Origin of the sequence: Paenibacillus sp. H1-7 (genome assembly GCF_022354825.1) — a bacterium.
Taxonomy (GTDB): domain Bacteria; phylum Bacillota; class Bacilli; order Paenibacillales; family NBRC-103111; genus Paenibacillus_S.
This window is the reverse complement of record NZ_CP031168.1, coordinates 675,995-701,769: the sequence shown is the minus strand read 5'-3', so window position 1 is coordinate 701,769 and position 25,775 is coordinate 675,995. Positions and strand designations below refer to the sequence as shown.

General features: G+C 55.5%; 19 protein-coding genes. 6 read left to right on the top strand and 13 right to left on the bottom strand.

Features of this window, described 5'->3' with window-relative positions:
• Window positions 1–45: 45 nt before the first annotated feature.
• From DVH26_RS03360 to DVH26_RS03345, 4 genes are all read right to left on the bottom strand, one after another.
• On the bottom strand, window positions 46–3,174 hold the full coding sequence (locus tag DVH26_RS03360) for a hybrid sensor histidine kinase/response regulator (protein WP_239635266.1): 3,129 nt from the start codon (window positions 3,172–3,174) through the stop codon (window positions 46–48).
• Between the two features lie 328 nt (window positions 3,175–3,502).
• The gene (locus DVH26_RS03355) at window positions 3,503–5,176 is read right to left on the bottom strand and encodes a SagB family peptide dehydrogenase (protein WP_239631135.1); all 1,674 of its coding nucleotides are present in this window, start codon (window positions 5,174–5,176) and stop codon (window positions 3,503–3,505) included.
• A 14-nt stretch (window positions 5,177–5,190) separates the two neighbouring features.
• Window positions 5,191–7,149, bottom strand: a complete 1,959-nt coding sequence (locus DVH26_RS03350; protein WP_239631134.1) for a TOMM precursor leader peptide-binding protein — start codon at window positions 7,147–7,149, stop codon at window positions 5,191–5,193.
• Complete coding sequence (locus tag DVH26_RS03345; RefSeq protein WP_239631133.1) at window positions 7,146–9,122, bottom strand: putative thiazole-containing bacteriocin maturation protein; 1,977 nt, start codon at window positions 9,120–9,122, stop codon at window positions 7,146–7,148. Before DVH26_RS03345 ends, DVH26_RS03350 begins: the two co-directional genes overlap by 4 nt.
• Before the next feature lie 229 nt (window positions 9,123–9,351).
• Here DVH26_RS03345 and DVH26_RS03340 point away from each other — a divergent pair, with 229 nt between their 5' ends.
• The gene (locus tag DVH26_RS03340) at window positions 9,352–9,612 is read left to right on the top strand and encodes a hypothetical protein (protein WP_239631132.1); all 261 of its coding nucleotides are present in this window, start codon (window positions 9,352–9,354) and stop codon (window positions 9,610–9,612) included.
• Between the two features lie 349 nt (window positions 9,613–9,961).
• Here the strand turns inward: DVH26_RS03340 and DVH26_RS03335 are convergent, their stop codons facing one another.
• The gene (locus tag DVH26_RS03335; protein WP_239631131.1) at window positions 9,962–10,507 is read right to left on the bottom strand and encodes a hypothetical protein; all 546 of its coding nucleotides are present in this window, start codon (window positions 10,505–10,507) and stop codon (window positions 9,962–9,964) included.
• Between the two features lie 146 nt (window positions 10,508–10,653).
• A complete protein-coding gene (locus DVH26_RS03330) occupies window positions 10,654–11,676 on the bottom strand; it encodes an NADH:flavin oxidoreductase/NADH oxidase (RefSeq protein ID WP_239631130.1) in 1,023 nt (340 codons plus the stop codon).
• Window positions 11,677–11,878: 202 nt separating this feature from the next.
• Here DVH26_RS03330 and DVH26_RS03325 point away from each other — a divergent pair, with 202 nt between their 5' ends.
• Entirely contained in the window at window positions 11,879–12,214 is a 336-nt protein-coding gene (locus DVH26_RS03325; RefSeq protein WP_379461518.1) for a winged helix-turn-helix transcriptional regulator, read from the top strand.
• Window positions 12,215–12,293: 79 nt separating this feature from the next.
• On the opposite strand, the gene DVH26_RS03320 is transcribed toward DVH26_RS03325, so the two are convergent.
• Window positions 12,294–12,917, bottom strand: a complete 624-nt coding sequence (locus tag DVH26_RS03320; protein WP_239631129.1) for an NUDIX hydrolase — start codon at window positions 12,915–12,917, stop codon at window positions 12,294–12,296.
• Between the two features lie 213 nt (window positions 12,918–13,130).
• Here DVH26_RS03320 and DVH26_RS03315 point away from each other — a divergent pair, with 213 nt between their 5' ends.
• A complete protein-coding gene (locus tag DVH26_RS03315; RefSeq protein ID WP_239631128.1) occupies window positions 13,131–13,919 on the top strand; it encodes an MBL fold metallo-hydrolase in 789 nt (262 codons plus the stop codon).
• An 827-nt stretch (window positions 13,920–14,746) separates the two neighbouring features.
• Here DVH26_RS03315 and DVH26_RS03310 read toward each other — a convergent pair.
• Together DVH26_RS03310 and DVH26_RS03305 are read right to left on the bottom strand one after the other, a co-directional pair.
• Window positions 14,747–15,604: a sugar phosphate isomerase/epimerase family protein gene (locus tag DVH26_RS03310; protein WP_239631127.1), complete on the bottom strand. Its 858-nt coding sequence runs from the start codon at window positions 15,602–15,604 to the stop codon at window positions 14,747–14,749.
• 20 nt (window positions 15,605–15,624) lie between these two features.
• Window positions 15,625–16,689, bottom strand: coding sequence for a Gfo/Idh/MocA family protein (locus DVH26_RS03305; protein ID WP_239631126.1), 1,065 nt, complete (start codon window positions 16,687–16,689; stop codon window positions 15,625–15,627).
• Window positions 16,690–16,791: 102 nt separating this feature from the next.
• Here DVH26_RS03305 and DVH26_RS03300 point away from each other — a divergent pair, with 102 nt between their 5' ends.
• From DVH26_RS03300 to DVH26_RS03290, 3 genes are all read left to right on the top strand, one after another.
• Entirely contained in the window at window positions 16,792–17,640 is an 849-nt protein-coding gene (locus DVH26_RS03300; protein WP_239631125.1) for a helix-turn-helix transcriptional regulator, read from the top strand.
• A 513-nt stretch (window positions 17,641–18,153) separates the two neighbouring features.
• Window positions 18,154–18,486, top strand: coding sequence for an ArsR/SmtB family transcription factor (locus DVH26_RS03295; RefSeq protein ID WP_239631124.1), 333 nt, complete (start codon window positions 18,154–18,156; stop codon window positions 18,484–18,486).
• 39 nt (window positions 18,487–18,525) lie between these two features.
• Window positions 18,526–21,021, top strand: coding sequence for a heavy metal translocating P-type ATPase (locus tag DVH26_RS03290; protein ID WP_239631123.1), 2,496 nt, complete (start codon window positions 18,526–18,528; stop codon window positions 21,019–21,021).
• A 139-nt stretch (window positions 21,022–21,160) separates the two neighbouring features.
• Here DVH26_RS03290 and DVH26_RS03285 read toward each other — a convergent pair whose 3' ends face one another.
• The 4 genes from DVH26_RS03285 to DVH26_RS03270 all read right to left on the bottom strand — a co-directional run bounded on the left by DVH26_RS03285 (window position 21,161) and on the right by DVH26_RS03270 (window position 25,775).
• Window positions 21,161–22,258 (bottom strand): DUF6528 family protein, encoded by a 1,098-nt coding sequence (locus DVH26_RS03285; RefSeq protein WP_239631122.1) that lies wholly within the window; start codon window positions 22,256–22,258, stop codon window positions 21,161–21,163.
• 41 nt (window positions 22,259–22,299) lie between these two features.
• The gene (locus tag DVH26_RS03280) at window positions 22,300–23,154 is read right to left on the bottom strand and encodes a sugar phosphate isomerase/epimerase family protein (RefSeq protein ID WP_239631121.1); all 855 of its coding nucleotides are present in this window, start codon (window positions 23,152–23,154) and stop codon (window positions 22,300–22,302) included.
• A gap of 39 nt (window positions 23,155–23,193) precedes the next feature.
• Window positions 23,194–24,081 carry a DUF6528 family protein gene (locus DVH26_RS03275; RefSeq protein WP_239631120.1) on the bottom strand — a complete coding sequence of 296 codons (888 nt, stop codon included), beginning with the start codon at window positions 24,079–24,081 and terminating at the stop codon, window positions 23,194–23,196.
• 65 nt (window positions 24,082–24,146) lie between these two features.
• The gene (locus DVH26_RS03270) at window positions 24,147–25,775 is read right to left on the bottom strand and encodes a type 2 periplasmic-binding domain-containing protein (RefSeq protein ID WP_239631119.1); all 1,629 of its coding nucleotides are present in this window, start codon (window positions 25,773–25,775) and stop codon (window positions 24,147–24,149) included.

Genomic DNA, 25,775 nt, shown 5'->3' with positions numbered 1-25,775 from the left:
GGGAGGCGCAAGCTCAGGCGCGGAGAGGGTGATCTTGGTGTCAGATTATTTCATATCATTAAAAGAATTATAAGGGATAACGAACGACACGACGGTTCCTTCATTCGGTGTGCTGATGATGGATAAGCTGCGGCCATACATTTGAATCAACCGCCGGTTCGTATTCGGGAGCCCTATGCCGGACTTCCCCTTCATCGTCGGACTGAGGAGCTGAATCACCTTCTCCTGGTCCATCCCTTTGCCGTTGTCCTTTACTTCAACTTGGATGAAGCCCTCCCGGCGGGTAATCCGAATATGTACCGTTCCGCCTTGGGTCCGGCTAAAAATACCGTGCTTGACCGCATTTTCAATCAGCGGCTGAATGAGCAGCGGCGGGAGAAGCAAATTAATATCGGGCTCGACCTCCCAAACGATCGCCAATTTGTCCCCGAACCGCTCTTTTTCAATGTACAAATAAGCTTTGGCCAGCTCCAGCTCATGAGTAAGCTCGACCAGCTCTCCCGTATTAAGAAAATCGAAGCTGATCCGTAAATACGACGTGAACGCATCGCCTAAATCCCGCATGCGCTCCGTATCGATGTCGCTTAGCGCCATCAGGGAATTCAGCGTGTTAAACAGAAAATGAGGATGGATCTGCGCCTGCAAATAGGCCGCTTCCATACGTAAACGCTCATGGATGGATTGCTTCAGCGCTACTAACGCCCTGATCCGATATTTCAGCTCCAGGGCATCTACCGGCTTTGTAACATAATCGTTGGCTCCCGACGAGAAGCCGGTATATATATCGGAAGGCTGGCTGCGCGCGGTCAAGAGCAGCACCGGAAGCTCCGATACCGAGTAATGCTCCCTTACTCGCTGCGTCAGCTCGTAGCCCGACATTTGCGGCATCATAACGTCGGCAATCAGCAGGTCCCATTGCCGGGTGCCGAGCAGTTCCAGCACTTCACGGGCTGACTGGACCGTGGTAATGCTGTACGGCTCCGTCGACAGGATGCCGGCCAGTACATTCAGGTTGACCGGATCGTCGTCAACCGCAAGAATATTCGCCCGCGAATCGTGCAGAAGCGGCGGAATAGCTGCGGCGGCAGCCACTTCGCCAACGGCCGTGTCCCGGGCAAGGAACCCGGGCGGCGGTTCCGTCTCCGTTCCTGCCGGCATAGACAACAGCTGCGGCGGCAGCGGTACCTCCGACGCATCCGCGAGCGGCAGCTCGAAGCGGAATTCCGAGCCTCTGCCTTCTGCGGAGTGAACCGTCAACGAGCCGCCGTGCAGCTCGACCAGCTGCTTGCATATGCTCAAGCCGAGCCCGATCCCCTTCCCGTCGCTGATCCCGTAAGATCCTTGCTCATAAGGGAGAAACACTCGCAGCTGTGTCTCTTCGTCCATGCCGACTCCGGTATCGGTGACATGGATGACGGCATGCCCGTCCCTGGTCCCGGCGGAAACGCTGATGGTTCCCTCCTCGGTGTATTTGATCGCGTTGTGCAGCAGGTTGTACAAAATTTGCACGAGCCTTTTCTCATCGGCCATGACCGGGGGCATCGATTCCGGTATATCCGTGGACAGCCGGATCGGCCTGCCTTCCACCATAAATTTCAGCATGGCGATGACGCTCGGAACGACCGATTGCACCTGTAAAGGCTCCCGCTGCAGCACAATGCCATGCTCGCGGAGCCGTGCGACGTCCAGCAGATCGCCGAGCAAATGTGACATCCGGCGGCTAATCGTCACAAGCAGCTCCATATCCTTCACGCTTTTTTCGTCCATCTTCTCTTTTTCCTTGGTCACTACGGTTTCCGCAATATTCATGATGCCGTGCAGCGGCGTTCTCAGCTCGTGTGAGGTATTGGCCAGAAATTGGTCCTTAAGCTTATCCGCTTTTGTCAGCTGTTCCGTCAGCTTCGCATTATTGTTGGCGTTACGGATATATTTTTTAAACCAATAGCTGGAAAATCCGGTGAGCGCCGCAATAAGATCCATCGGATAATACACGGTCGTCACGTCCTTCATCGACTCGACGATGCTCCATAACATGTTGGTTATGATAGCTGCCGCGGTGAGCAGCAGGAAGACGACGTCTTTGTCAGCCTGCTTCATGAAGATCATGGTGCAGACGATATAAATAAACCAGGCGAAGGAAGTGAAATAGAAGGCATGGAACAGCTGCAAATCGATCGCTGCATTGACCCATGATGCGGGTGCGGCCGCCAAAAATCCCGAGAACAGAACAAGTGCCGTTGTGTAACCCCGTAACCATAGGCTCTTCGGAGGTGCCGCCGAGAATTTTCGGAACAGAAGCAGGATAAAAATGTTTTGCCACAGGAGGCTGAGCAGCCTGATCTTTATCGCCCATTCGTAATTGATCGGCAGCCAGAGCTGGAGCACGTTATCATGGCCGATAAGGATCGCTATCCCGACCGATATGGTTAATAAGCCGGTAATGAGCAAAGCCTTCTCCCCGCGGTTGAACAAGTAGATGATGCCTGCATACAAGCCGTGAAGCAGCAGGATGATAAACGTAACGAGCTGGAAGCCGATGGAATACCATCGCACGTAATCAATCGAGGCCAGCGAGCCGAAGCGAATGGAACGCGTCAAGCCGCCTTTCAACGGCTGGTCGAAATTAGCTGCGCGAATTAGCAAATCGATTTCTGTGGTACCCTCCTCCGCATAGTTGGCAGTGTACGAGACGTTTCCGGGTACGTAATCGTCGGCGTTTGCGGCAATTTTGCCGATCTTGCTGGAGGTAATCCCGTTGATTTCGATTTCCGACGACGCCTGAATGCCTTGAAACCAGAAGGCGACAGGCTGGACCAGCGGATCGATAAGAATACGCAGCCTGTACGTCCCGTACCCGTAGGAGGCGCCGGAATCTGGATTCAGCGCGCCGCCCCAATCACCCGGCACTTGGATAGGGAGTCCTCCGTTCGCTCCCTGCGGTCCGTTTTGATACGAAACAAATTGGTGAGGGTACAGCTCCCACTGCCCGTTCAAAAAGAACGGCGGAGATTGCTCCAGGTCGACACCGCGCAAATCGATTACGCCTTGGACGGCTTGGGGTTGATCCTGTGTAGTAAAAACCCCCATCCAGGTCCAGCGCAGGTAAAAAAGAGCGCCGAAAAATAAAATCAATATGGCGATATTTCTAAGTATGGTTAAGTTTACTATTCGCATCATACCAAGAAGTTCGACATAATATGCGGTTATTCCTGTGCATCCATGATGTGAGAAAAACGTCTATCGACGTCCTTTCACAGAGGAGCGACCTTAAAGTTTTGCTTTAGCAAAACTCGCTACGTAAGCAAGGTTGTTTTTATCGCCAAATAAACTTTTACATCCGCTGACATCGGAATCTTTATAAAATCTTTTGTGGTAAAAAGGCTGCCATTAGCCGGATAACTATCCTCCTGCCAATGCAGCCCGTTAACAATTACGGTATGCCTTGATCGTAATGCTATGACCTCTCCGCTTCACGGGATACCGCTTGCTTCGGGGTAACCCGTCAACCATGCAGCGCCCCCGCCAGCCGGGGGGAGGGCCGGGTCCAGCCGACGGGAATTTGGATCAGGCTCGCCAGCCGCTGCTCCGGAAGCCGGTACAGCTCGTCGCACAGCCGGGCGTCATAGCCGAGCAGCGGATGCCCGTTTAACCCCAGCGCCGCAGCGGACAGCAGGACGCGCTGTGTCAGCATACCCGCTTCCATCTGCTGGATGCGGTACCCGCGGTATCCAAGCGCCGGCAAGTAATGCCGCCTATCCCCGGCTATATGCAAAACAAGGGGAACCTGCAGCACATTGACGTTGTGCGCTGGCATTCCCTCTTGAACCCACAGCCGCAAATCTCCCGGCCGGAGCTGCAGCAAGGCGCACTCCGCGCTGTCGTAGCGGTACGACCCGTCAGGGATTCCTTCCACCTGATGCAGGATCCCATACAAACCGACTCTCGGAGCTCTCGGAGCGGACGGCTCCATGAAGCCATCCAGATCGTTCCGGTACACGAAGGACTCTGTCGCTTCACGCAGCAGTGCGGCCAGCCGCTCCGGCTCCAGAGAGCCCATAACGAAATCCGCATCCGGCGAATACCGTTGACGGCATGCGGAGGCGAAATCGTACTCCAGCCTCTCTGTGACGGGCAGGCGATATCTCTCACCCGCCGCCGTTCTGCGGCCGGAGCTTCCACCGGCTTCCATCCAAGGCAGCCCGACAGGGCCTAACGATTCTAGCGATTCCAGCATGGAAGCTTCATTCATCCGGTTCAGCAGCGGGTAGGGCTTGATTCTCTTCGATCGTACGTACTGGTCATGCTGGATAGCGGGCAGTTCGCTGCACAGCCGTTCAGCGGTAATAGCTCCGGGCGGCTGCCTTGCCATGCCGGCAAACCAGACGTCGGCCGATTCCGCCGACAACGGAATGACGGCGTATACGCTCTCCTCCTGCTCAGACAGCCCCAGCAGACGATTAACGGCGCGGTCGAGAAACCGGTAATGGACCCCCGCTTCCCATCCGAACCGTTTGGCCGATTCCAGCAGCTGCCCCATCATTGCGCCTGCGTCCAACGCTTGCAGACGGTAGGAGAAATGATTGTATTTAAAGAAGTTTTTCCAAAACATCGACGAAACGAAGGCGACGCCGAAGCAGCGGCCGACATCGCAGCTGTTGCCCAGCGCACGGGCGATATAGCCGTCAAATCTCCCTTCGCGCAGCAGCGCCAGCCGATGGTGCGCCGTATCGTAATGATATACACCCTCAGGCAGCTCTCCGATGTTCAAATAGACATATAGTTCATTCGGATACAAGCCTCCGCCGGAAGGGGCGAACCTTCGCTGCATCCGGAACACATCCTGCCCCGGACCCATGGTGGCTAGTATCGAATCGCTCACTTGAGCAAGGCCGTAAGCATACCACAGAAAGTGTCCGATGGTTCGCAGATCAGGCGGCCCCGGCTTCCGGAGTGTATTCGCTCCGGAGCCTGCACCCGGATATTCACGCGCGGCTGCGCCCGCTAACGGCCTGTTCGCCGGCAGCACCAATGGAATTTCCGCAGCCAATGTCACTGTCGGTATGCTGCGATACAGCTTGTAAGGCAGCGGCTTGTCGTCCCAATCGATCTCCCAGCCCGGAGGCTTCGTTTTGTCGACATCGTAATGCAAATCATGCAAGAACGTTTCCAGCTCCACGGGTCCTCCTCCTCTCACGGGAACGGATGCGGGAACGGATTGAGCTGACCGGGCGTCAGCGGCTGTTTCGTAAATCCTAGCTCCATAGGCACCCGAAACACCCGATCCAGCCCGGCCAGCCGGGTGTAATGATGGCCGAACGTCATGGGAAGCGTGCCCGGGATCAGCACTTTGACACAATGCAGCTTGTTGCGCGCCAGCTCCGGTGCCGTTACGTCAATCGCTACGACATCGAGGTTCAGCCTGTTGAACCGCTGCAGTACGCCAACCAGCTCATCCGTCAAATCCGTTGTATTCCGCCGTCCGGTTAGCGGAAACGCTTCTTCGAACTTCAGGGGCTTGCTCCCCCCATCCAGCAAGAATCCAAGCCGCTGCTCAGCCTCCGGCAGCCCGTACAGCAGAGAATGGTCTTCCATCGACTTCACCTGCGAGGAGTCGCGGAGCATCCTTACAGCGTCCTCACGGTTCGCTTGGAGCTTCATATCCAAGCTCGGCATCATGCCGCCCAGCTCATGAAGCGCGCCCTTCACCGCACGCAGCGGATCGGGATGAGCGCCTGCGGCGCATATAAGACGCGCCCCTTCCTCCCGCTTATTCCGGGCTATGCCCCACACGCTCGGGATGCCGTACTCCATCGTCGAATTAAAGAACATGACCTCGAACCCGGCAACCGTCTCCAGCCGGTCGATCATCTGCTGCAGCTCGAGGTCGGCGGCCGAACCCAGGTCCAGCCTCGGCAGAGGCAGCTGCGCATACCATGCCATAAGGAACGAATCCCTCTCGGCCACTTCCAGTATTCCGTACAATATGGCCTCCTCCAGGCTTCCTCCCAGGGCGCATCCGTTGGACGACTCAAAGACGAATTGGCTGCCGCAGCCCATGCTGTAGTACGCCAACGATTCCGGCACGAGAATCGGACGCTCCTGCAGGAACGAGTAGCCCCATACCCATGGCGTCGTTTCTTCAGGATCAAACGGCCGGAACGGATAGTTCGGCAGCGCATACTGCTCCTTCGAGTGTACCCCTACGGTCAACGGATTCAGCGCTTGCTCCGCCAGCTCGCGGTAGCTGCCGTATACGACCGTTCGCTTGCTGCGCGGCTGCAGACTGGAGTAGCGCTCCAGCCCTTCCAGAATCGCCGTGGAGCCGCTCACTGCATAAGAGTGCGTGCGTCCTGCCGCACCTACGTCCTCCGACAGCAGCGGCAGATTGACGCTGGCGTCGGCAAACGGAGACGTCAAGTCGACCATGCTTCCGTTCAGCAAGCCAGCCCGATGATCCACATAATCCCGTCCCAATACGGCTTGCAGCTCATCCATGGACCGGGTACGAAAGCTGTCGGCCTTGAGCTTCGGACTCGGCCTAAGCTCCATGCGCGCCTGCTCCGGCGTATCGTCCACAGGCCTGCTGCATGCCGGGCATAGCGAATCCGGCAGCACCGTATGGCTGGACGTCTCCAAGGTCAGCAGGTTGACGCGCATCAGCCGCCCCTTTCGCTTGCCGCTCAACCCGTTCAGCGCCTCCCGCACCTCCGCCGCAATCAGCTTCGCCATATGCAGGAGTCCGATCGGCGCAGCCCATACGTCCCGCTGCGTCCCGCCTTGGGCCGCTAATGCCTGCAGCAGCGACTGCATTTCCCGGCGTTCCCTGCCGGCCATCAGCCTGCGGCTGTCCGTGCACTGCGGGCAGCCCGGCTCCCCCTGGATGACCCACGGCCCGATTACACCTTCGCCGAGCACAACCGCCCCCCGAAGCCACGGGATGCGGGCAGCGCTGAACCGCTCCTCGGCATGCTGCACCGCTTGCGGCTGCCAGCCTTCCTGCAGCAGCAGCGCGAGTCCGGCTTCATCAGGAAGTCCGTCCGTAAGCTGATCCATACGCAGCCGAATTCCTTCTACCTCCTGGCGGGACAGCTCCTCCCCAACGTAATCGCTTAACGAGCCATCACCGGCAATAACGATGCGCTTCTTCACCGGGACACCCCCTCACGCACTACGACACCGAACACCGCTGCGATCTCTTCCCTTAAAAAAGGCTCCGAGGCCATATCCAGCACTACAAGACGATGTCCGATCCTCGATTTCAGCGTTTGCAGAGCGGACCGCACCGCCTCCGGCATATGCCCGTTATCGCACGAAGGCGTTTCAAGAGGGAAAGACGACGCTTCGTTCAAATAGACGGACGTCGCCGTCTTCGTTACAAGCCCTCTCGCAGTTGTGGAGCGCCCTGCGGAGCGGTTTTGTTCCTGCTGCACCGCTTCCCGTAAAGCCTCGCGCAGCGCCAAGGTGACATTCAAGCCGGGACTGCCGAACCACTGTCCCTCGGTCCCGACCCAAACGACCGGCAGTCCGTGAACCGCCTGCCCGAGCGCGATCACCGGTGTCCCTCTCATCCGCGATAACGCCTGAAAGTAATAGCGGCTCTGCACATCCTCCAGGGAGACGATTCGCGCCTGCGCAACCACTTGCGGCCGATCCGCTATCGTCCTCCTCAGCCGCTCTCCCAGGCAGCTTTGCAGCGCGCGAGCCATAGCCTCTGCCGCCGTTTCTCCCGCTCCGATGCCGAGCAAGCATTGCCGAGTGAAGCCGCTCGCTTCCCACTCCTGCCGGAAAGACGAGCTGTCCGTCCATCTCCGCACGTACGCCTCCACTCCGGCCAGAGCCGCCTCGCGCCTGGCCCCCTCATGGGTTAAGTCCGCGCACGCGATCTCCGCGAGACGTTCTGCCGGTCCCTCCGACAATGGATCGGATGGCTGTATGCGGCATTGGGAGAGCGGCAGCTGGTTCAGCTCCCCTTCGTCCCACACGTGGAAAACTCCCGATACCGGCGACACCAGCCGGCTGAAGCGGGCCAGCCACTCGCTGTTATCCGTCCTAGCCGGCTCGAGCCTCCGCTCTGCCTCCTCGACTACAGCCGGCAGCGAGCTCCCCTCGGCAAGCGGATGCGGCTCGAACGGGTGCCAGCTTCCTTCCAGTGTCTCCAGATCAAGCAAATAAAACTGACGTTTGCCGGCGGTCTCGTTCACCCCGGCGATATGTTTCAACAATTCGAACACGACGATATGGGACAGCATCGCTCCGGCCGTAGAAGAATACTCCTCCGGCGGCTGCCCGCCGTTCAGGGCTGCGCTATGAAGACGGCGCCATGCGGATTCCCATTGCGTGTCTTGTCCGGGATGGATCAACGGTCCGGCTAATCCTGCCCGAGACAAATAGACTGCGGGTGCAAACCGCTTGTTCTCCTCTTTGCATGCAGCATGAACGCTCAGCAGCTCCCTCACGTCGTCCCCTCTCGACACATAGATGACCGCATCAAACGGTGCTACGGTCTCTTGCCAGAACCGGCTCGACGGCTGCTCAGACGAAGGACGGATGGTTAGTTCTTCCAGACTGACCTCGGGATCGTGCTCCCTTGCAAAAGCCGCCAGCTCCGTAAGCCGGCTCCGGTCGGTCGGTTCTCCATCCGTAATCAGCATATGGAGCTTGGGCAGCCCCGATTCGAGCAGGGAGGCGATCAGCGAAACGTATAACGGCCCGCAGCCCACAGCCAATACCCGCGACTCGCGATAAGTCTGGAACCGGAACGCCGCGGATGGCGCGAATTGCTCCAAAAACTCGATCTGGGAGGCGTATCGGCGCTGTACCTGCTCCGGCAGCTGATGAGGCCTATCAACGCTGACATCGTTTGCGAAGCCGTTCTTGTACAGCATCCCGGCAATTTCATAGATACGGTTCGCATGGGACTCCGGGAGCTCATCCGTCAAATAATCCATGGTATGCTCTCCGTTGAACAAAGGGAGAAGCTGCTCGATCCATTGATCCACAGACTCTCCTTCCATCCGGAAAGAACTTGTATTGTTGCGGAAATATACACTGCCGTGAGCATCCGGAACGTAGAACGTATCTCTCTTCATTTTCAAACGTGCAGAAGGATGTAAGGCTGTCATCGTAATTCCTCCTTCGTTAACCGTTCGGTTCGACCCGTCTCCCATCATTTTATGTATGGCTCTTTGTCCCTCATGTCACGTTCTTGCTCCCGGACCATTAGGACGTTCATGAGAAAAACCCTGTATCTGAAGATACAAGGGTTTTAAGTGCTTTGAATGCCGTTTAATATACGGATTATTGCTCGCCGTTACGGTGACAGTGGGCACAGTTTTGGCAGCGCGCGCAGTTATGGCAGTTTTGGCAGTTATGGCAGTTGAAACAGTTATGGCAGCGGAAGCAGTTGGAACAACGGAAGCAGCTCACACAGTTAAAGCAGGTAAAGCAAGTGAAGCACGAAACACAGTTAAAGCAGTTAAAGCAGTTGATGCCAGTAGACTGCAAGCTTCTAGGATCTTCCTGAGCCGATGCTTGCCAGGAGTTGACTTCTCCCGATCTGAGATCGGAAACCTTCAATTGTTTCAATTTTTTTTTGAAATCGCTCATTTCTAATCATCCTCCGTTATCATGTTGTCAAGCCGCCGAACTCTCTTCCTGCCATCCAACCATAGGGAACAACAGTTATTAGTTCGCCGACCGTATCCATACTCCATGACAACATATGAAACGGCTTCCGCTCTTGTTACTAATGAATCCACCTATCTCCGACATTTTCCAAAAAAAACGCGCTACCCGCTCCCATGAACGAAAAAGGCCCGCCTGAGGCAATGCCTCTAGCGGACCTGATCGACCGGTGCTTCCGGATTATTGTTATAAGATTACCATAAGACGATTGATTCGTCTACCATTTTTTCCTAAAAAAGGTTTATATCTTAAAAACCGTTTAGTTCGGTTGTTGCTGTTATTTTACTTTGCGAGTGCTTTTATTGCTGCGGTGTCCCGACGTATGATGCCCTCCCGTAGTATGTCCGCTTCCATGTCCCGGCCATTGGCCTCCACCGTGTCCCGGCCATTGGCCTCCGCCATGTCCTGGCCATTGGCCTCCGCCGTGTCCCGGCCATTGGCCTCCGCCGTGTCCCGGCCATTGGCCTCCGCCGTGTCCCGGCCATTGGCCTCCGCCGTGTCCCGGCCATTGGCCTCCGCCGTGTCCTGGCCATTGGCCTCCGCCGTGTCCTGGCCATTGGCCTCCGCCGTGTCCCGGCCATTGGCCTCCGCCGTGTCCCGGCCATTGGCCTCCGCCGTGTCCTGGCCATTGGCCTCCGCCGTGTCCTGGCCATTGGCCTCCGCCGTGTCCTGGCCATTGGCCTCCGCCGTGTCCTGGCCATTGGCCACCACCGTGTCCTGGCCACTGGCCGCCTCCTTGACCTGGCCACCATTGGCCTTGCTGCATGCTGCGCTGGCTGGACCGCGAGCTTTTATTTCCACTGCTGCTTTGGCTTTTTCCCATAATTAACATGTTCTCCCTTCCCATTTTCCAAACTGACTACACATCTACAGTATGTCGGGAAGAGAAAAAGGGTCGTTAGCCTTGAGAATTTGGGCTCTTATTTAGGTGATAGCCCTTTGGAAGCCCGAACGGACTTTTGTCCGCTATCAGTAGGCGCGGCTATATTGTCTCGGTGCCGATACGTCGCCGGATACGGCATGAATCGCATGAGTCGCCCAGTACGAATCGCGAAGCATGCCGCGCGCTACGCCTATGAGGTCCGCATCTTCATTGGCAACGGTCGCTTCCGCCAATTTCGGATCGTCCAGCATGCCGACGGCAATGACCGGAACATCCAGCGCTTGCTTATACGCCCGGGCAAACGGTACCTGATAGCCCGGGTAGTTACCGGGCTTCCGTGCTCCCGGAGGAGGGCCTTCCCCGCCACTGCTTACATGGAACAGGTCCACGCCGGCTTCCTTGTAGCGTTTGGCAACTTCAAGGCTGTGCTCCAAATCGTAGCCGTTCTCCATATACTCTATGGCCGATATTCTAAAGATGAGCGGCATATCGTCGGGCATAACGCTTTTCACCGCCTGAATGACTTCCACTCCGAATTTGGCGTAGTCCCGGCCGTACTCGTCACCCCGGTTGTTAATGGCCGGCGAATGGAACTGATGAATCAAATAACCGTGCGCACCGTGCAGCTCGATGGTATCCACCCCTGCTTCGATTGCACGTACAGCGGCTTCCTTGTATTTTACGACCATGGCTTTTACTTCTTCCGTCGTCAGCGCCCGCGGCTTTTTGCCCTCAGGGCTCACCGGGATGTCGGACGGACCGACCGGAACCGCGGCGTCCTCCGCCTTGCGGCCTGCGTGAGCAATCTGAATGCCGATTTTGGCGCCGTACTTATGCACTTCATTAATAATCCGCTTAAACGCCGGAATATGTTCATCGGACCACAATCCAAGGTCAAAATCCGTAATTCGGCCGTCGGGCTCGATGTCCGTCATTTCCATAATGATCAAGCCGGTGCCGCCGACAGCACGGGAAACGTAATGTACGTAATGCCAATCGTTCGGAATACCGTCTTTGGCTTCAACCGAATACTGGCACATCGGAGGCATTACGGTACGATTTTTCAACTCCAAATTTTTCAACGTAAAGCTGGACGATAAATTCGGCATGGGGTTCTCTCCTCCCAAAAAAAAGGGTTATTTGTCTAACGCGTTGCTGCAACATTGTAAGTCTGGTTTTCACGAGGTCATTATATACACAAACACTTTACTTACGGAAGTAGTGATATTTTATTCACATAGTTTCCGAAAAGATAGTTTTGTGTTACAGTTGGCTTTATCCATTGTGAAAAGAAAGGAAGTTGGCCGGATAATGAAAGATGAGCCTATCGTGTTGACCAAAGGAACGCCCGGGGAAGTATGTGCGGTCGTGAAGGCCATAGATGTTATCGGGACGAAGTGGACCTTCCTGATTATTCGCGATTTGCTGATCGAAGGAACCATGCGCTTCAGCGACCTGCTCAAGAGCCTCGACGGCATCAGTCCAAAAACCCTATCCTTGCGGCTGAAAGAGCTGGAAGAGCACGGCATTCTATCCCGCACCGTGTACCCGGAAGTTCCGCCCCGCGTCGAATATTCGTTGACGGAAAAAGGAAAGCAGCTCGAGCGGATCTGCATTGAACTGAAACGGTTCGGGCTTTCGCTTTAAAATAAAAATCCCCTTCGGCTGCCGACAGGCCTTTAGGGGATTGTTTTTCGCTTATGGTGTTAGGGTAACTACTTATTGCTCAGTCAAAAATGGTCTCGCCCAAAGGCTCCCGCACTTGCTTGAACAGCATGGCAATCTGCCCGGAAGTAACCCGATCCGTCGATAAAGGCGGCAGCTCATCCTCGGCGAAAAAGCCGACCTCGGTCGTTTCTATGCTGGTTTGAGCCTGGCCCCCCGTCAGCTTGCACTGGATGAACAGCTTGTACACATGATGCGCAAGCGGCGGATGCGGATGCTTGTTGCGGTCCAGAACCGCGAGCAGCTTCACGGGCTCGACATCGTAGCCGGATTCTTCCTTCACTTCCTTCACGACAATCTCCTTGGGCGACAATCCGATATCGGCCCACCCTCCGGGCAGCGACCAGCCTCCGTCGGTCTTTTCCTTCACTAGCAGCAACTTGCCGTCCTGCATCACTACCCCGCGTACATCGACCTTAGGTGTCTGATACCCGCTCTCATTGGCGAACAAATTCGCCACCTGCTCGATAGCAAGCCCCGAGTAAGCGGACATCATCTCGACGCTGATAGCCCTGAGCTCCTCGAACCTTTCCAAATCATAGGCGTCCTTGGAATAAGCCAATCCCGCCTGCGCAATCGCTTGAATCCGTTTGACCCACTCAATCCCTCTTGTGTCTGCCGTCATCGTTTCTCCTCCCGACTTTGTCTCAAGTATGCTGCTAGCGGCAACTATACCGTTATCTTTTTGGCGCTTCTCACACTATCATTCTATTATACTGGGACTTATTGTTAAATAGCTGCGTTCCGTCCGTCCATTTGTTTCCCTTGCGCCACACGCTTGTTGTAACGAACAATTCTTGTTATTGTAAAACATATCGAACAAATCGGAGATGGACATATGACCGACACGTTAACCTTTTGGGGAACCGGGGACTCCATGGGAGTTCCGCGTGTATACTGCCCTTGCGATATTTGCTCGGAAGCAAGAACGACGGGGCGCAATCGGCGTTTTCGCTCCTCCGCCATTCTGAATGCGGGTGGAGAGCCGTTATTGATTGACTGCGGCCCGGATTGGAGAGCGCAGATGGAACGGTTCGGCCTGCGTTTCATAGAACATGCTCTTATCACCCATGCCCATTTCGACCATATAGGCGGGCTCCCGGAATGGGCCGACGCCTGCCGGTGGCTGAGGCGCAAGGGTCATCTGTATGCTCCGCGCGACGTCTTGGATACGCTGCGGCAGCAGTTCCCGTGGCTGGAAAACCACATCATCTACCACGACAACGCCGTAGGGATGGAGTGGAACGGATGGAGCATTCGCCCATGGAAAGTATGCCACGGCAAAAACGGCTACTCCTACGCGTACAGGTTCGACCGGCCTGCATTCGACTTAGCCCCGTACGCATGGGCCTATTGCTCCGACGCCATCAATCTGAGCCGGGAAGAATCAGCCCCTCTATTCGGGCTGCAGCTGCTCGTCCTTGGAACCAACTTTTACAAGGAAGACGCCGATAAAAAGACCCGCTCGGTCTATGATATGGTAGAGGCGCTTGAATTGCTGGAGGAGGTAAAGCCGGCGCGCACGCTATTCACCCATCTGTCCCATGGGGTCGATATCGCATCGGAATACGGGCTGCCGTGCTCCGTTTCGCTCGCCGAGACGGGCATGCAAATACCGCTGGAATGAACTGTATGGCATCGGTGGCCTGTAAGGCGGGTTTTCCGGCTTACAGAGCGCGTTTCCGATCCAGCGCAGCCTGTAAGGCGATATTTCCGGCTTACAGCGGAGCTTTCTGCTCGGTTTGCGGCATCGACGGCTCTGTAAGACGGGTTTTCCGGCTTACAGAGCGCGTTTCCGATCCAGCGCAGCCTGTAAATCGGTTTTTCCGACTTACAGCGGAGCTTTCTGCTCGGTTTGCGGCATCGAGCGCTCTGTAAGACGGGTTTCCGTGGCTTACAGAGCCCGTTTCCACTCCAGCGCAGCCTGTAAGGCCATTTTTCCGGCTTACAGTGGCTTTCTGCCCGGTTCGCGGCATCGACGGCTCTGTAAGGCGGGTTTTCCGGCTTACAAAGCCCGTTTCCGATCCAGCGCAGCCTGTAAGGCGATTTTTCCGGCTTACAGCGGAGCTTTCTGCTCGGTTTGCGGCATCGACGGCTCTGTAAGACGGGTTTTCCGGCTTACAGAGTGCGTTTCCGATCCAGCGCAGCCTGTAAGGCGATTTTTCCGACTTACAGCGGCACTTTCTGCCCGATTCGCGGCATCGACAGCTCTGTAAGGCGGGTTTTCCGGCTTACAGAGCGCGTTTCCGATCCAGCGCAGCCTGTAAGGCGATTTTTCCGGCTTACAGCGGAGCTTTCTGCCCGGTTTGCGGCATCGAGCGCTCTGTAAGACGGGTTTTCCGGCTTACAAAGCCCGTTTCCGCTATCCCCGTTCTACTCGAAAACGGCACAAAAAAAGCGGCGAATGAACCGAAGTTCACTCGCCGCTTTCGCTTTTTCACTCAATCCAAATGCTTACACTTCGTCCCACAATCTGCGGACGGCTTCGAGTCCAAGCTTGGAGCCCGTATAGCAGTCCTCCATGCCCTCGAACTCTACCGAAATGTAGCCGTCGTAGCCGGAACGCTTAACGATGCTAATGACCTGCCGCATGTCGATGTCGCCATGCCCTACAATAGCGCCGCGCAGGTGATTCCCGCTTGCAGTCTGGAACCAGCCCGTTCCGGGGTTCAAGGACGCCGGACGCAAGTAGAAATCCTTCACGTGCACCATCGACGCGTAGGAGATGTTCTTTTGTACGGCAACGACGGAATTCTCGTCCGCGCACATAAAGTTGCCGACATCGAGCGTCGTGCGGAAGTTCGGACGGTCTACCGCATGGATCAGCGCCTGCACCCGGTCGCTCGCCTGAATGTAATAGCCGTGGTTTTCGACGCTGGTCGTGATGCCGTACTGTGCCGCATGATCGGCAACTTCGCGGCATGCTGCGGCTAGCTTCTCCAGATCCTCCTGGAACCGGACGATCGATGTATCCTTGCGGGAAGCGACGTCATGGCGCATCCGTTTCACGCCGAGACCGGCGGCAATATCCACCTCGCGCTTCACGCGCGCGATTTCCGCCTCGTACTGCTCCTGCGTCTCCGTAATAAAATTAGCTCCGATCGCGTAATTGGACACTTCGATTCCCGCGGCGGCTGCTTTTTCCCGAATCGCATCGATCAGCTCCGGGTTCTCCGTCAAGTTAAAGCCGATGGGAACAATCTCCACATGCTCCCCGCCGTTGTCGGCTATCCATTGGATAACCCCGAGAATATCCAGCTCCTGGTTTCTCAATGCCTTCACCAGACTGTATGAGCTTAATCCGAGCTTCATCTCTCCATGCCTCCCTTAATTTATTCGTAACGGACTTCGCGTCCGGTTTCTGCAGATTCATAGATGCCGCACAAAATTTTCATCAGCTCGACGCCGTCCTCCACAGGACTGACCGGCTCTTTGCCCGTGTTGCAGCTGTCGATGAAGAAGCGGATTTCGTTTTGGAACGCCACGGTGACGTTCAAGCCTTTTTGATCCGTTTGCGGCGTAATATTCAGGATCGTGTCATGCTTCTCGGATACGAGCGCCATGGCCGGCTCCAGCTCCAGTCCGCCTTTGTCCCCGAACAGCTTGACCGTAGTCTCATCCTGCTTCGCATGCAGCGTAAAGCTGACATCGATCATCAAAGACGCGCCGTTCTCAAAGCGGACAAGCGCATTCGCCATATCCTCGACCGTATTTTGACTGGCATCGTAATCGGCTGCTTTATAAAAAGAGAGATTCTGCACATGGCCGCGGTTGCCCAGCTTCCGATACGTATTGCCGGTTACGGATACGACCTTCGGACGTCCCATCAAATACCAGCAAATATCGATGACATGGACGCCGATATCGATCAGAGGGCCGCCGCCCGAACGCTCCTTGTCCGCGAACCATCCGCCCGGATTGCCAAGACGACGGATACATGAAGCTTTCGCATAATAAATATCGCCGAGCTCGCCATTGTCGATAAACCGTTTCATCAGCTGAGCATTGTTGTCGTATCTGCGGACGAAGCCGACCTGAAGCACTTTGCCGGACTCGCGGACTGCCTTCTGCACCTCGAGCGCCTCTTCTACCGTGCGGCACAGCGGCTTCTCTACGAGCACGTGCTTGCCTGCTTTGACCGCTGCGATACTGATCTCGGCATGCGTATTGTTCCAGGTGCAAATACTAACGGCATCGATCGCCGGATCGGCCAACAGCTTATGGTAATCGTCATATACTTGGGTAGCGCCGTATTTATCCGCTTTTTCCTGGGCTCTGGCCAGGTTCAAATCGCAAATCGCGTAAATTTGCACCGCTTGCCCCATTTTTTGATACGCTTGCAAATGCAGCTCCGAAATAGAGCCCGCTCCGATAATGCCAATGTTCAGCTTGTTCAATCCAATTCATCCTCCCGTTAATAGGTGTGAAACGTTTGAGCAATTTGTGAATGCAATATATAATCAAACTAACACGAATTGTCCGAAGAAGGAATGCATGCCATGATCAGTTACATGGATTATAAGATCAGTCGACAGCCGATCCGAATCGTTGACCTCAAGGTGGATAAAAGCATTCTCAAGCACAAATCGCTCACCATCGTCAATGTAGGCCATATTCCTGCACGGATTCACTATCGCGCTCATGCGCGGTTTACTTACTGGGCCATCGTTTACATAGCCGGGGGCTCGGGAACGTACCAGGTGAACGACGGCGACATTCAGCCGGTGAAGCAAGGGAGCTTCTTTCTGCTGTATCCCGAAGCTGTATTTCATTATGGACCGGGGGAGAACGAGCATTGGGATGAGCATTATTTTACGATCGAGGGCCCACGCATTAAAGAATGGCTCGACACGTGGCTTCCGGAGCCGGATAGGGTCAAGCAAACCGAAGAGGAGCATTTGACCAAAATCAACCGGATATTCATGCTGATGGAGACAGGAGTGCCGAGCAACATCGACAAAGCGTCCTTGCTTGTGGAATCGATGCTGTACGATTTCGTCGCGAGCTCCGAAGCCATTCCAAAAGCAACCAAAGCCGAGAATGCGCTCGGTCTGATCGAGGCGATTGCGGACTATTTGTACCGCCCTTTTGACGCCCAAGAGCTGTGCGAGCAGCACCATATCTCGTTCCCGACGCTCCGGCGTCTCGTGAGTAAATATACCGGCTACCCGTTGAATGAATATGTTCATCGCTTGAAGATGGCCGAAGCCAAGAACATTTTGCTCAACACCGACAAATCGCTCAAAGAGATCGCCTCCACTCTCGGCTATCAAGACGTGTTTTATTTCTCCAGACTGTTCAAAAAAATCGTCGGCGTCTCGCCCAAGCTATTCCGCAGCACGATGTAACCGATCTTTTAGAAAAAGCGCCCGAAGCCGTACGCTCGTCGACAGATGAACGTAAGCGGCCTCCGGGCGCCTTTTTAATTTCGCCACTGCTAGAAGATCGGGTTGTATAGCTGAAGCTCACCGCATCCGATCCAATCGATGCTGCCGACATCCCGGCACAAACGTTGCAGACTAATACGCGGCATGTGGCAGCAAATCTATGTACACGACTCGGCGGTCATAAAAAGCCGGCTGCTGCTCTTTCTCAACGAACGCTGCTCGATGTGTTTTGTGCCCCTGATAAGAGGAAAGCCTGTCTCCTATATTTTCCCTTCCCAAAACGTACATTTTTTTCATGTTCTTGCCCCAAATGGCGCACTCTATATACTGCTCCGCCCTCAATGATATACGCTGCATCTGCTTTTTTTTGCGCATTGTCGGACATTTGTCATTGACAAAATCCTCCTCCACAGAATACTATATGAGCATATAATCATATATTCATACTATTTATCCTATTCGGAGGTACTTTCCATGGATTCTCACGACCGCCCTCAATCGCCGGATATCAACGTCCGTTCTCTCGACGAAGAAACGCTGTTTATGGTTTCCCAAACGTTCAAAGCGTTATCGGATACGACGCGTATCCGCATTTTATACTTGTTGTCGCAGAAGGAATGCTCCGTGAACGAAATCGCCGATGAGCTGTCACTGCTGCAGTCGACCGTATCTCATCAGCTTCGGTTTCTAAAAAACCTGCGGCTCGTCAAGTTCCGCAGAGCCGGTACCACCTTATATTATTCATATGATGACGAGCACGTGATGGATTTGCTGACCGAAGCGATTCACCACGCCAACCACGATTAGCCGGGGGAAACCGACCCGTCATGAAATGAGGGGAAACCAATGTTGGAGTACAGAGTGAAAGGATTGAGCTGCGCCAACTGTACGAGGGAGATGGAAGAGCAGATTCAACGGCTCGAGCACGGACAGACGGCGACGCTTAACTATAACAGCGGTAAGCTGAAAATCGATTCCCAGGTCCCGCTGCAGGAGGTACAGAAAATTTTGCGCTCGGACGGCGCCTACATCGATTCCTTGGCGCCATCCAAGCCGGCTCGCGGCGGGGCTGCAGGCAAAGTCGCACTGCGCCGCGGAACATACGGAAGCATCGAAGGCAGCCAGGAGCAAGTAAGCGCTGCTTTGGAGCATGCGCACGGATACGATGAAGGCACGGATGACAGCGTAAGAGGTGCCCACTTCCATTCTCATCCGGCCTCAGGCTCGGCCGGACAAATGGCGTCCAGTGAAGCTCACGCTGCTGAAGCTGCGTTGGCATCCGGCTCCGCTGCAAGCATGCAAGGAGCTGCTGGACATGCACATGGGCATGGGCATGGGCATGGGCACAGCCATAGTCATGGGCATGGACATGGCCATGATCACAGCCATGAAGGCAATCATTCGCATGCCGACGAGCACGATCACGGACACGATCATTCGCACGACCACGGCGGTTCTGCGATGAAACGCCAGCTGATCATCTCCGCGGCGCTGTACGGTGGAGCGCTGCTGCTCGAAGGCCGCCTTCCCGGCATCGTGCAGATCATCCTTTACTTGGCCGCTATGGTGCTGAGCGGTTACGGCACGTTCCTTAAAGGCTTGAAGCGGCTCGTGCAGCTCCGGTTCAATATGGACACGCTGATGACCATCGCGTTGATCGGAGCTGTGAGCATCGGTGAATGGAAAGAAGCGACGATGGTCGCCATCTTGTTCGGTTTAAACGAGCTGCTCGAAGGCATCGGAATGGAAAAGGCCCGCCGCTCCATGGAAACGCTGCTGCAAGTGGCTCCGAAGCAAGCGGTGCTTATCCGCGATGGCAAGGAATCGCTCGTCCCTATTGAATCGCTGCAAGCGGGAGATACGGTGCTCGTCCGGGCCGGCGAGAAAATCCCGTCCGACGGCGTCGTGCTCGAGGGCGCCAGCTCGGTGAACGAAGCGGCGATCACCGGGGAATCGCTCCCGCTGGAGAAGGCGCCGGGAGACCGCGTATTCGGCGGCAGCATCAACCATGAAGGCGTGCTGCGCATTCATATCGAGAAAGCGTACGAGGACTCCTCGCTGGCGCAAATACTGCACCTTGTGCAAGAAGCGCAGGAGACGAAGACGCCGACCGAGCTGTTCATCAACCGGTTCGCCAAATATTACACGCCGGCCATCATGTTCGTTGCGCTTCTCGTAGCTATTGTCCCTCCTCTGCTGTTCCAGGGCGGCTGGAAGGAATGGCTGTACCAAGGCTTGGCCGTACTGATCGTCGGCTGTCCTTGCGCCCTAATTCTTGCTTCGCCCATCGCCATCGTAGCCGGCATCACGCGCAATGCTCGCCACGGCGTCCTGGTGAAAGGCGGCGTATTCCTGGAGCAGCTAGGCCGCATCGACACGCTGGCCTTTGACAAAACCGGCACGCTGACCCGAGGCGAGCCGCATGTGGAGCAGACCGTCGTCTACGATAGCGACGAGGAGCATTTTTACCGGGTTGCCGCGGCGATCGAGCAGTCGTCCACGCATCCGCTCGCCAAGGCGATCGTGCGCGAGACGAGCCGCCGCGGCATCCCGGCGGAGCAGCCGGAAGAGGTCGTGGCCGCTTCCGGCAAAGGGATCCAGGCTGTGCTGGGCGGCAGACGCTACTGGCTCGGCAACGAAGCCAGCGTCAGCCACATCGCCCTGCCGGATACCGTGAAGCGCGACGTGGAGCGCTTCAAAGCGAGCGGCCTCACGCTTGTGCTAGTCGCCGACAGCGAAGCGGTGCTCGGGCTCTTCGGCATCGCCGACGAGATCCGCCCGGAGAGCGACGCCGTCGTCGCCGCCCTGCATCGCCGCGGCATTCGCCGCACGGTGATGCTGACGGGCGACCATCCGCAGACGGCGGAGAAGGTCGCGCGCGCGGTCGGAGTCACCTCCTTCTTCGGCAGCCTGCTGCCGGAGGATAAGGTGGCGAAGATCCGCGAGCTCGGCCGCGAAGGGCGCGTCGCCATGGTCGGAGACGGCATCAACGACGCGCCGGCGCTCGCTACGGCGGAGCTCGGCATCGCGATGGGCAAAGGCACCGACAGCGCGATCGAGACGGCTGACATCGTGCTGATGCAGGACCATCTCGGCAAGCTGCCCGAAGCGATCGGCATCGCCCGCAGCACGAACCGCGTCATTGGCACCAATATCATCATTGCGATGGGGCTGAAGCTAGCTGCTCTGCTGCTGACGATTCCCGGCTGGCTGACGCTGTGGTTCGCCATCCTGTCGGATATGGGGGCGACGATTCTCATCAGCCTGCTTAGCCTGACCTTGCTCATTGAGCGCAAGGAGAGCACGGCGATCTCGACTATAAATCCCAAGGTTAATGATTAACTTCAATAAATATTCCTTTCATTAATAACTGATGACAGAAAGCCCCGAATTCCAGCCTTCCTCGAATCGAACAGCAATTCGTTCGAGGGAAGCAAGTTCAGGGCTTTTTTTCATAATTCTATTGCGGCGCCAGACCATCTTACTGATAATTCGGATTCATTATTCTTGCCTTATAGAAGGCCGCACCGGTCCGGGTCTTTATCGCATCAGGCATAAACATATCTACCGAGTCGGTGCACCAAGTGTTTAAAGTGCAACCGCCCTTCGGAGTTTTTGCCGTATCCGTAACGGTTTCGACGACTTGGCCCGACAGCTGATTGCCAACCGCCTTGACGCCGACGCGGCTGATGCTGCCCGCTCCCGAATAGGTTAAATCCAGCGAGTTCGTTGACTTCACATACTGGTACACCTTGCCTCCCGATGCAACCCAGAGCCGATCGTTATCTCCGTAAACCGGTTGAATATCGTGTCCGTTCAAGCTCGTCACATTCAGCCGGACATGCTCTTGCAAGGTAGGCGCAGCTGCGGTTCCCCCTACCTTCAAGCCGACTATGGCACTGTTGCCGAGAGTCCATAGGATTTCCTTCTCCGGGTCCCATAGAACGCCGTGGGCGCTCGTAAGCTTGTATTCGGCATAGACCTCCGAATGACAGCTCTGGGACGAGGTATATACCCTGACCCATCCCCCTGTACTTGCGGCAACTGCGATGTTCCCGTTAGGCAGCATCTCCGCAGCATGCGGATTCCCGCCGACGTTGGCGGCCCAATATTTGAAATTTCCCGCGGGGTAAGGGATGACTGCCGCTAAGCCTCTGGAATCGGTCACCAGCATAACCTTACCGCCGAAAAACTGGCTATCCCGCACCCTTGCTTCGGTAGGGAGCCCCCAGAAAGACGTGAACTCCGCGAACCCGTTCGTGCCGGACGGAGCCCAAGACCATTTGACGGCACTCGGACTGTTCCAATCGCTGGCCGCAGGGTCCATCACTAAAATCTTCTTGGAGGCCTGATCGCTTACGGCGATATCGTAATCGTTCGGAGCCGCATTCAACGCCGACACGTGCGACCATCCCGCTATACCTAACAAGGAAAAGGCTGCAAGGAGCACGCCAAGCAGAATGAATCGCTTGGTCCGCCATGCTCTCGCCGGATCCGGCTGATCCGAAGCATGTTGACGCATTGCCGGGAACACTCTCTGCAAGAAAACAACAGCCTTGTTGACGATCTTATTCTTCATAATAGCCCTCCCGCCATGATTCAATTCATAAAGTGATTTTGTTAACCATGATGCAGCGATTGCCTGTAATCGGCCAAAAGACGATTCCAGCAAGCCGTTAATTCAGATGGGACAGGCTCCCGCACCTCGAACATGAAAGGACCTTGATAACCATGAGCCGCCAGAGTCCCGATAACCTCATTCCAGTGAACGATGCCCTTACCCGGCATCCAATGCTTCTCATCCAACCCGTCATAATCGGACATATGAACGGTAATAATTCGTGAGCCAAGCTCCCGTATAAATTGCTCGGAACGCTCCTGCAGCAAATGATTCACATCACAGCAGACGCCCAGTCTCTCGTCCGACTCCATAATGCTGCTCATCTCCAAGCTCGTATTGCCAAGGCAGGTGCGCGGCAAGCATTCGACGGCCAAACGAACACCAAGCCGTTCGGCCGCATCGGCAAGCACCGGCAGATTTCGCTTGCACGCATCCAGCCGGGCGGACCGCTCCTCGGCCGGGATCGGCTCCCAGCTCGGATGAATGACGGCCGTACGAATGTTCCACCTATTCGCCAGCTGCAGCAGCGCCAGGTGCCTCTGTACGGCTTCGCCGCTCTGCAAGGAATCCGTTAAGGATACATCCCACATCGGTCCGTACGGCAAATGCATCGTCCAAACGTCCATCCCAAGATCACGAGTCCGTCGGACCCATGAAGCGCATAGCTCCTCGTTATAGGGATCCAGCATATCGAAGGTGTCGTTGCGCCAGGCAAGCTCTATGTAACGGATGCCCGCCCGTCCCACATCCTCGATATCGAATCGGGCGTTCTTCCATGCCTCCAGGGAAAGCGACGTTCCTATCTCCCAATCGGCAGGATCCGTCCTCTTTGGCGATTTTTCTTTTTGCTCCATTATGATCGTCCCTCCTGTAGGGGTACGTAGGCGTACCTCTTACTCTTGCTCCTGTAGCAAAATTCGAGCTTTATACAGCGCGGCTCCCTTACAAACCCGTGCTTCATCCAGCCCAAACGGCATAGAAAAATCTATCGTATCGGTCGTCCATTCATACAAGCTGCCTTCCTTCGGTACTGTTCTTACCACTCGGCCAGAGGGCTGATCGCCCACGCTCTTAACTCCGGGGCGGCTAAAAGCCTGACCTCCCGCATAAGCCGAGTCGAACGTATCGGTCGACTTCACATACTGATACACATGAGTGCCTGTGCTGATCCACAAACGGTCGTCGTTCCGGTAAACCGGCTGAAGGTCGTGGCCGTACCGGGTCGGCAGCGCTGTCTTGTGAACCTCGCGAATAACGGGAGCATCGGCTTCTCCCTCCAACTTGAGAGCAACCAATTCATCGTCGCCTAACGCCCAGAGCACTTGACGATCAGCATCCCAATGAACACCGTGCGCTCCCGGGAACCTGTATTCCGCATAAGCGTCGGATGAAGGCCCCTGCGAGGAAGTATAGACTCGTACCCATCCGCCCGTACTGGCCGCTACGGCAATGTTGCCGTTCGGCAGCAGCTCGGCCGAGTGAGGGTTGCCGCCGACGTTCAAGCCCCACTGCTTTCGGTCGCCGGCAGGGTAAGGAAGGATAGCCGCCAAGCCTTTGGAGTCCGTAACCACCATCCACTTCCCGCCCCATACGGGGTTATGTCTCACCTTAGCATCGGTTGGAAGTCCCCACGCTGAGACAAGGTCTTCGAAGCCGTCGGACGTATCGGCGGACCATGTCCACACGACAGCACGCCCGGCGCTCCAATCCTCCACCTCCGGATCGAGCACCACAATCCGGTGGTACGCCTGATCCGTACCTGCTATATAGAAATCTTTCACTTGGATCCCCGCCTTTCCCTTACCAATAAATTCCTGTTACTCTCGTCTAAATCAGCCAAATCCGGTCACTTGTCCAAGCCTTGCTTTTGAACCGCTTCGTTCACTTCTTTAATTGCCTGCTGGAGCCCTTTATTCTCATAGCTCTTCAATGTGCTCTCCCACATAGCAACCGGATCGTCTTTAGCCAGGATCAGCTTCGTTATGTCTTCAACAGGATTAATGGCGCTGAGCTTTGATTTGCCCGGCGTGTAGAGCAGCTCGACCTGAAAGTTCGTCGGAACAGGCTTGGCATTGGCAATCCTTTGCTTCAGCGTATCACGGGACATTTTGGCCAGCTTTGGAGTAAATTGAATGTTATTCACTTCATTTTCTACAAATTCAAGCTGCTGGTTCCAGGCGGCCAAAGCTCCGAACAGGTTATAGGACGGGTACATCGCTCCCAAGCTTTTATATTCGCCATTGTTATCTTTCTCTCTTGTAATGACAAGCTTATCGCCTTCCTTCTTATAATCCTTCCCTTCGATTCCGTATTGGGTTTCTATCTCGTGCTCCTTGGACAGCAAGAAATCGTACATGCGGAGTATCCGGTCCATCTTCTCATCATCCACTTTGGAGCTGAAATAGCTTTCCGACCAGAACGTCACGTTCGTATGCCGGTACTCCGTGCCGTCTGCCGCCGCCCATGAAACGGGAAGAATGGCTGCGACATCCTCGAACGGCACGTCTTTATTGTACTTTTTCCATGCCGCGTCCAGCTTCTGAAGTCCATTCGGCGTAGCCTGCATCGATATTGCGCCTACTTTGCCCTGTCCGAATTTCTCGATCCCGTCGTTCGTCTTCATGATTGCGAAATCCGGGTCAATCGCCCCTTCGGTGAACAATTGCCGCATTTGCTTCACGACCTCTTTCATTTTGTCGGAAGCAAAATAAGGGATATATTTGCCGTTCTCCTTTACCCAGGAGGCGTTGTTCACGTTAGGAAACGTCCCTGTAGCTAGAGGAAGAAGCATTGTGCTCGAACGGAACGTTACGCCTACCGTATCCTTTTTGCCGTTGCCGTCCGGATCGTTCTGAGCGAACGCCTTCAGCATGTTCAGGTAATCATCGTAGGTGACCGGCGTTTTCAGCTTCAGCTTCTCCATCCAATCTTTGCGTACAATCAAGGCGCGCTCTACCGCCCACGTATCGTAATCCTGGTACGTCTGCCTCGGAATCATGTAAAACTTCCCATCCACTTTAAGCCCTTTAATATCATCGAGGCTCAGAACCCGCTGCACATTCGGATATTTGCTCAAATCGTCCGGCAGCGGACGGATTATGCCCTGCTTGATCCAGGAATAGTACGTGTCGGTGTTGATAATGTCGTGGCTGAACACGTCGGGCAATTCCCCGGAGGCGCTCCACAGCTGATACTTTTCCTTGTAATCGTTATAGCTGATGACCTTGTCTACGAAATTCACATTGAACTGCTTCTCCATCTTTTTTAAGTATTCATCCTCTGCCCGATTCGGGAACGCCTTGCCGATGTTGTAGAACGATACGGAAATATCAAGCTTTTTCTCCCCGGTTGCCTTCTCTCCCTGTCCTGCCTTTCCCGCTTCCGGTGTCTTCCCCGTACTGTCGCTGCATCCGGCGAGAGCCGAAAGGGACAGGGCCAGCGTCAATGCCGCCGCACCAAAACGTTTACCGTTCAT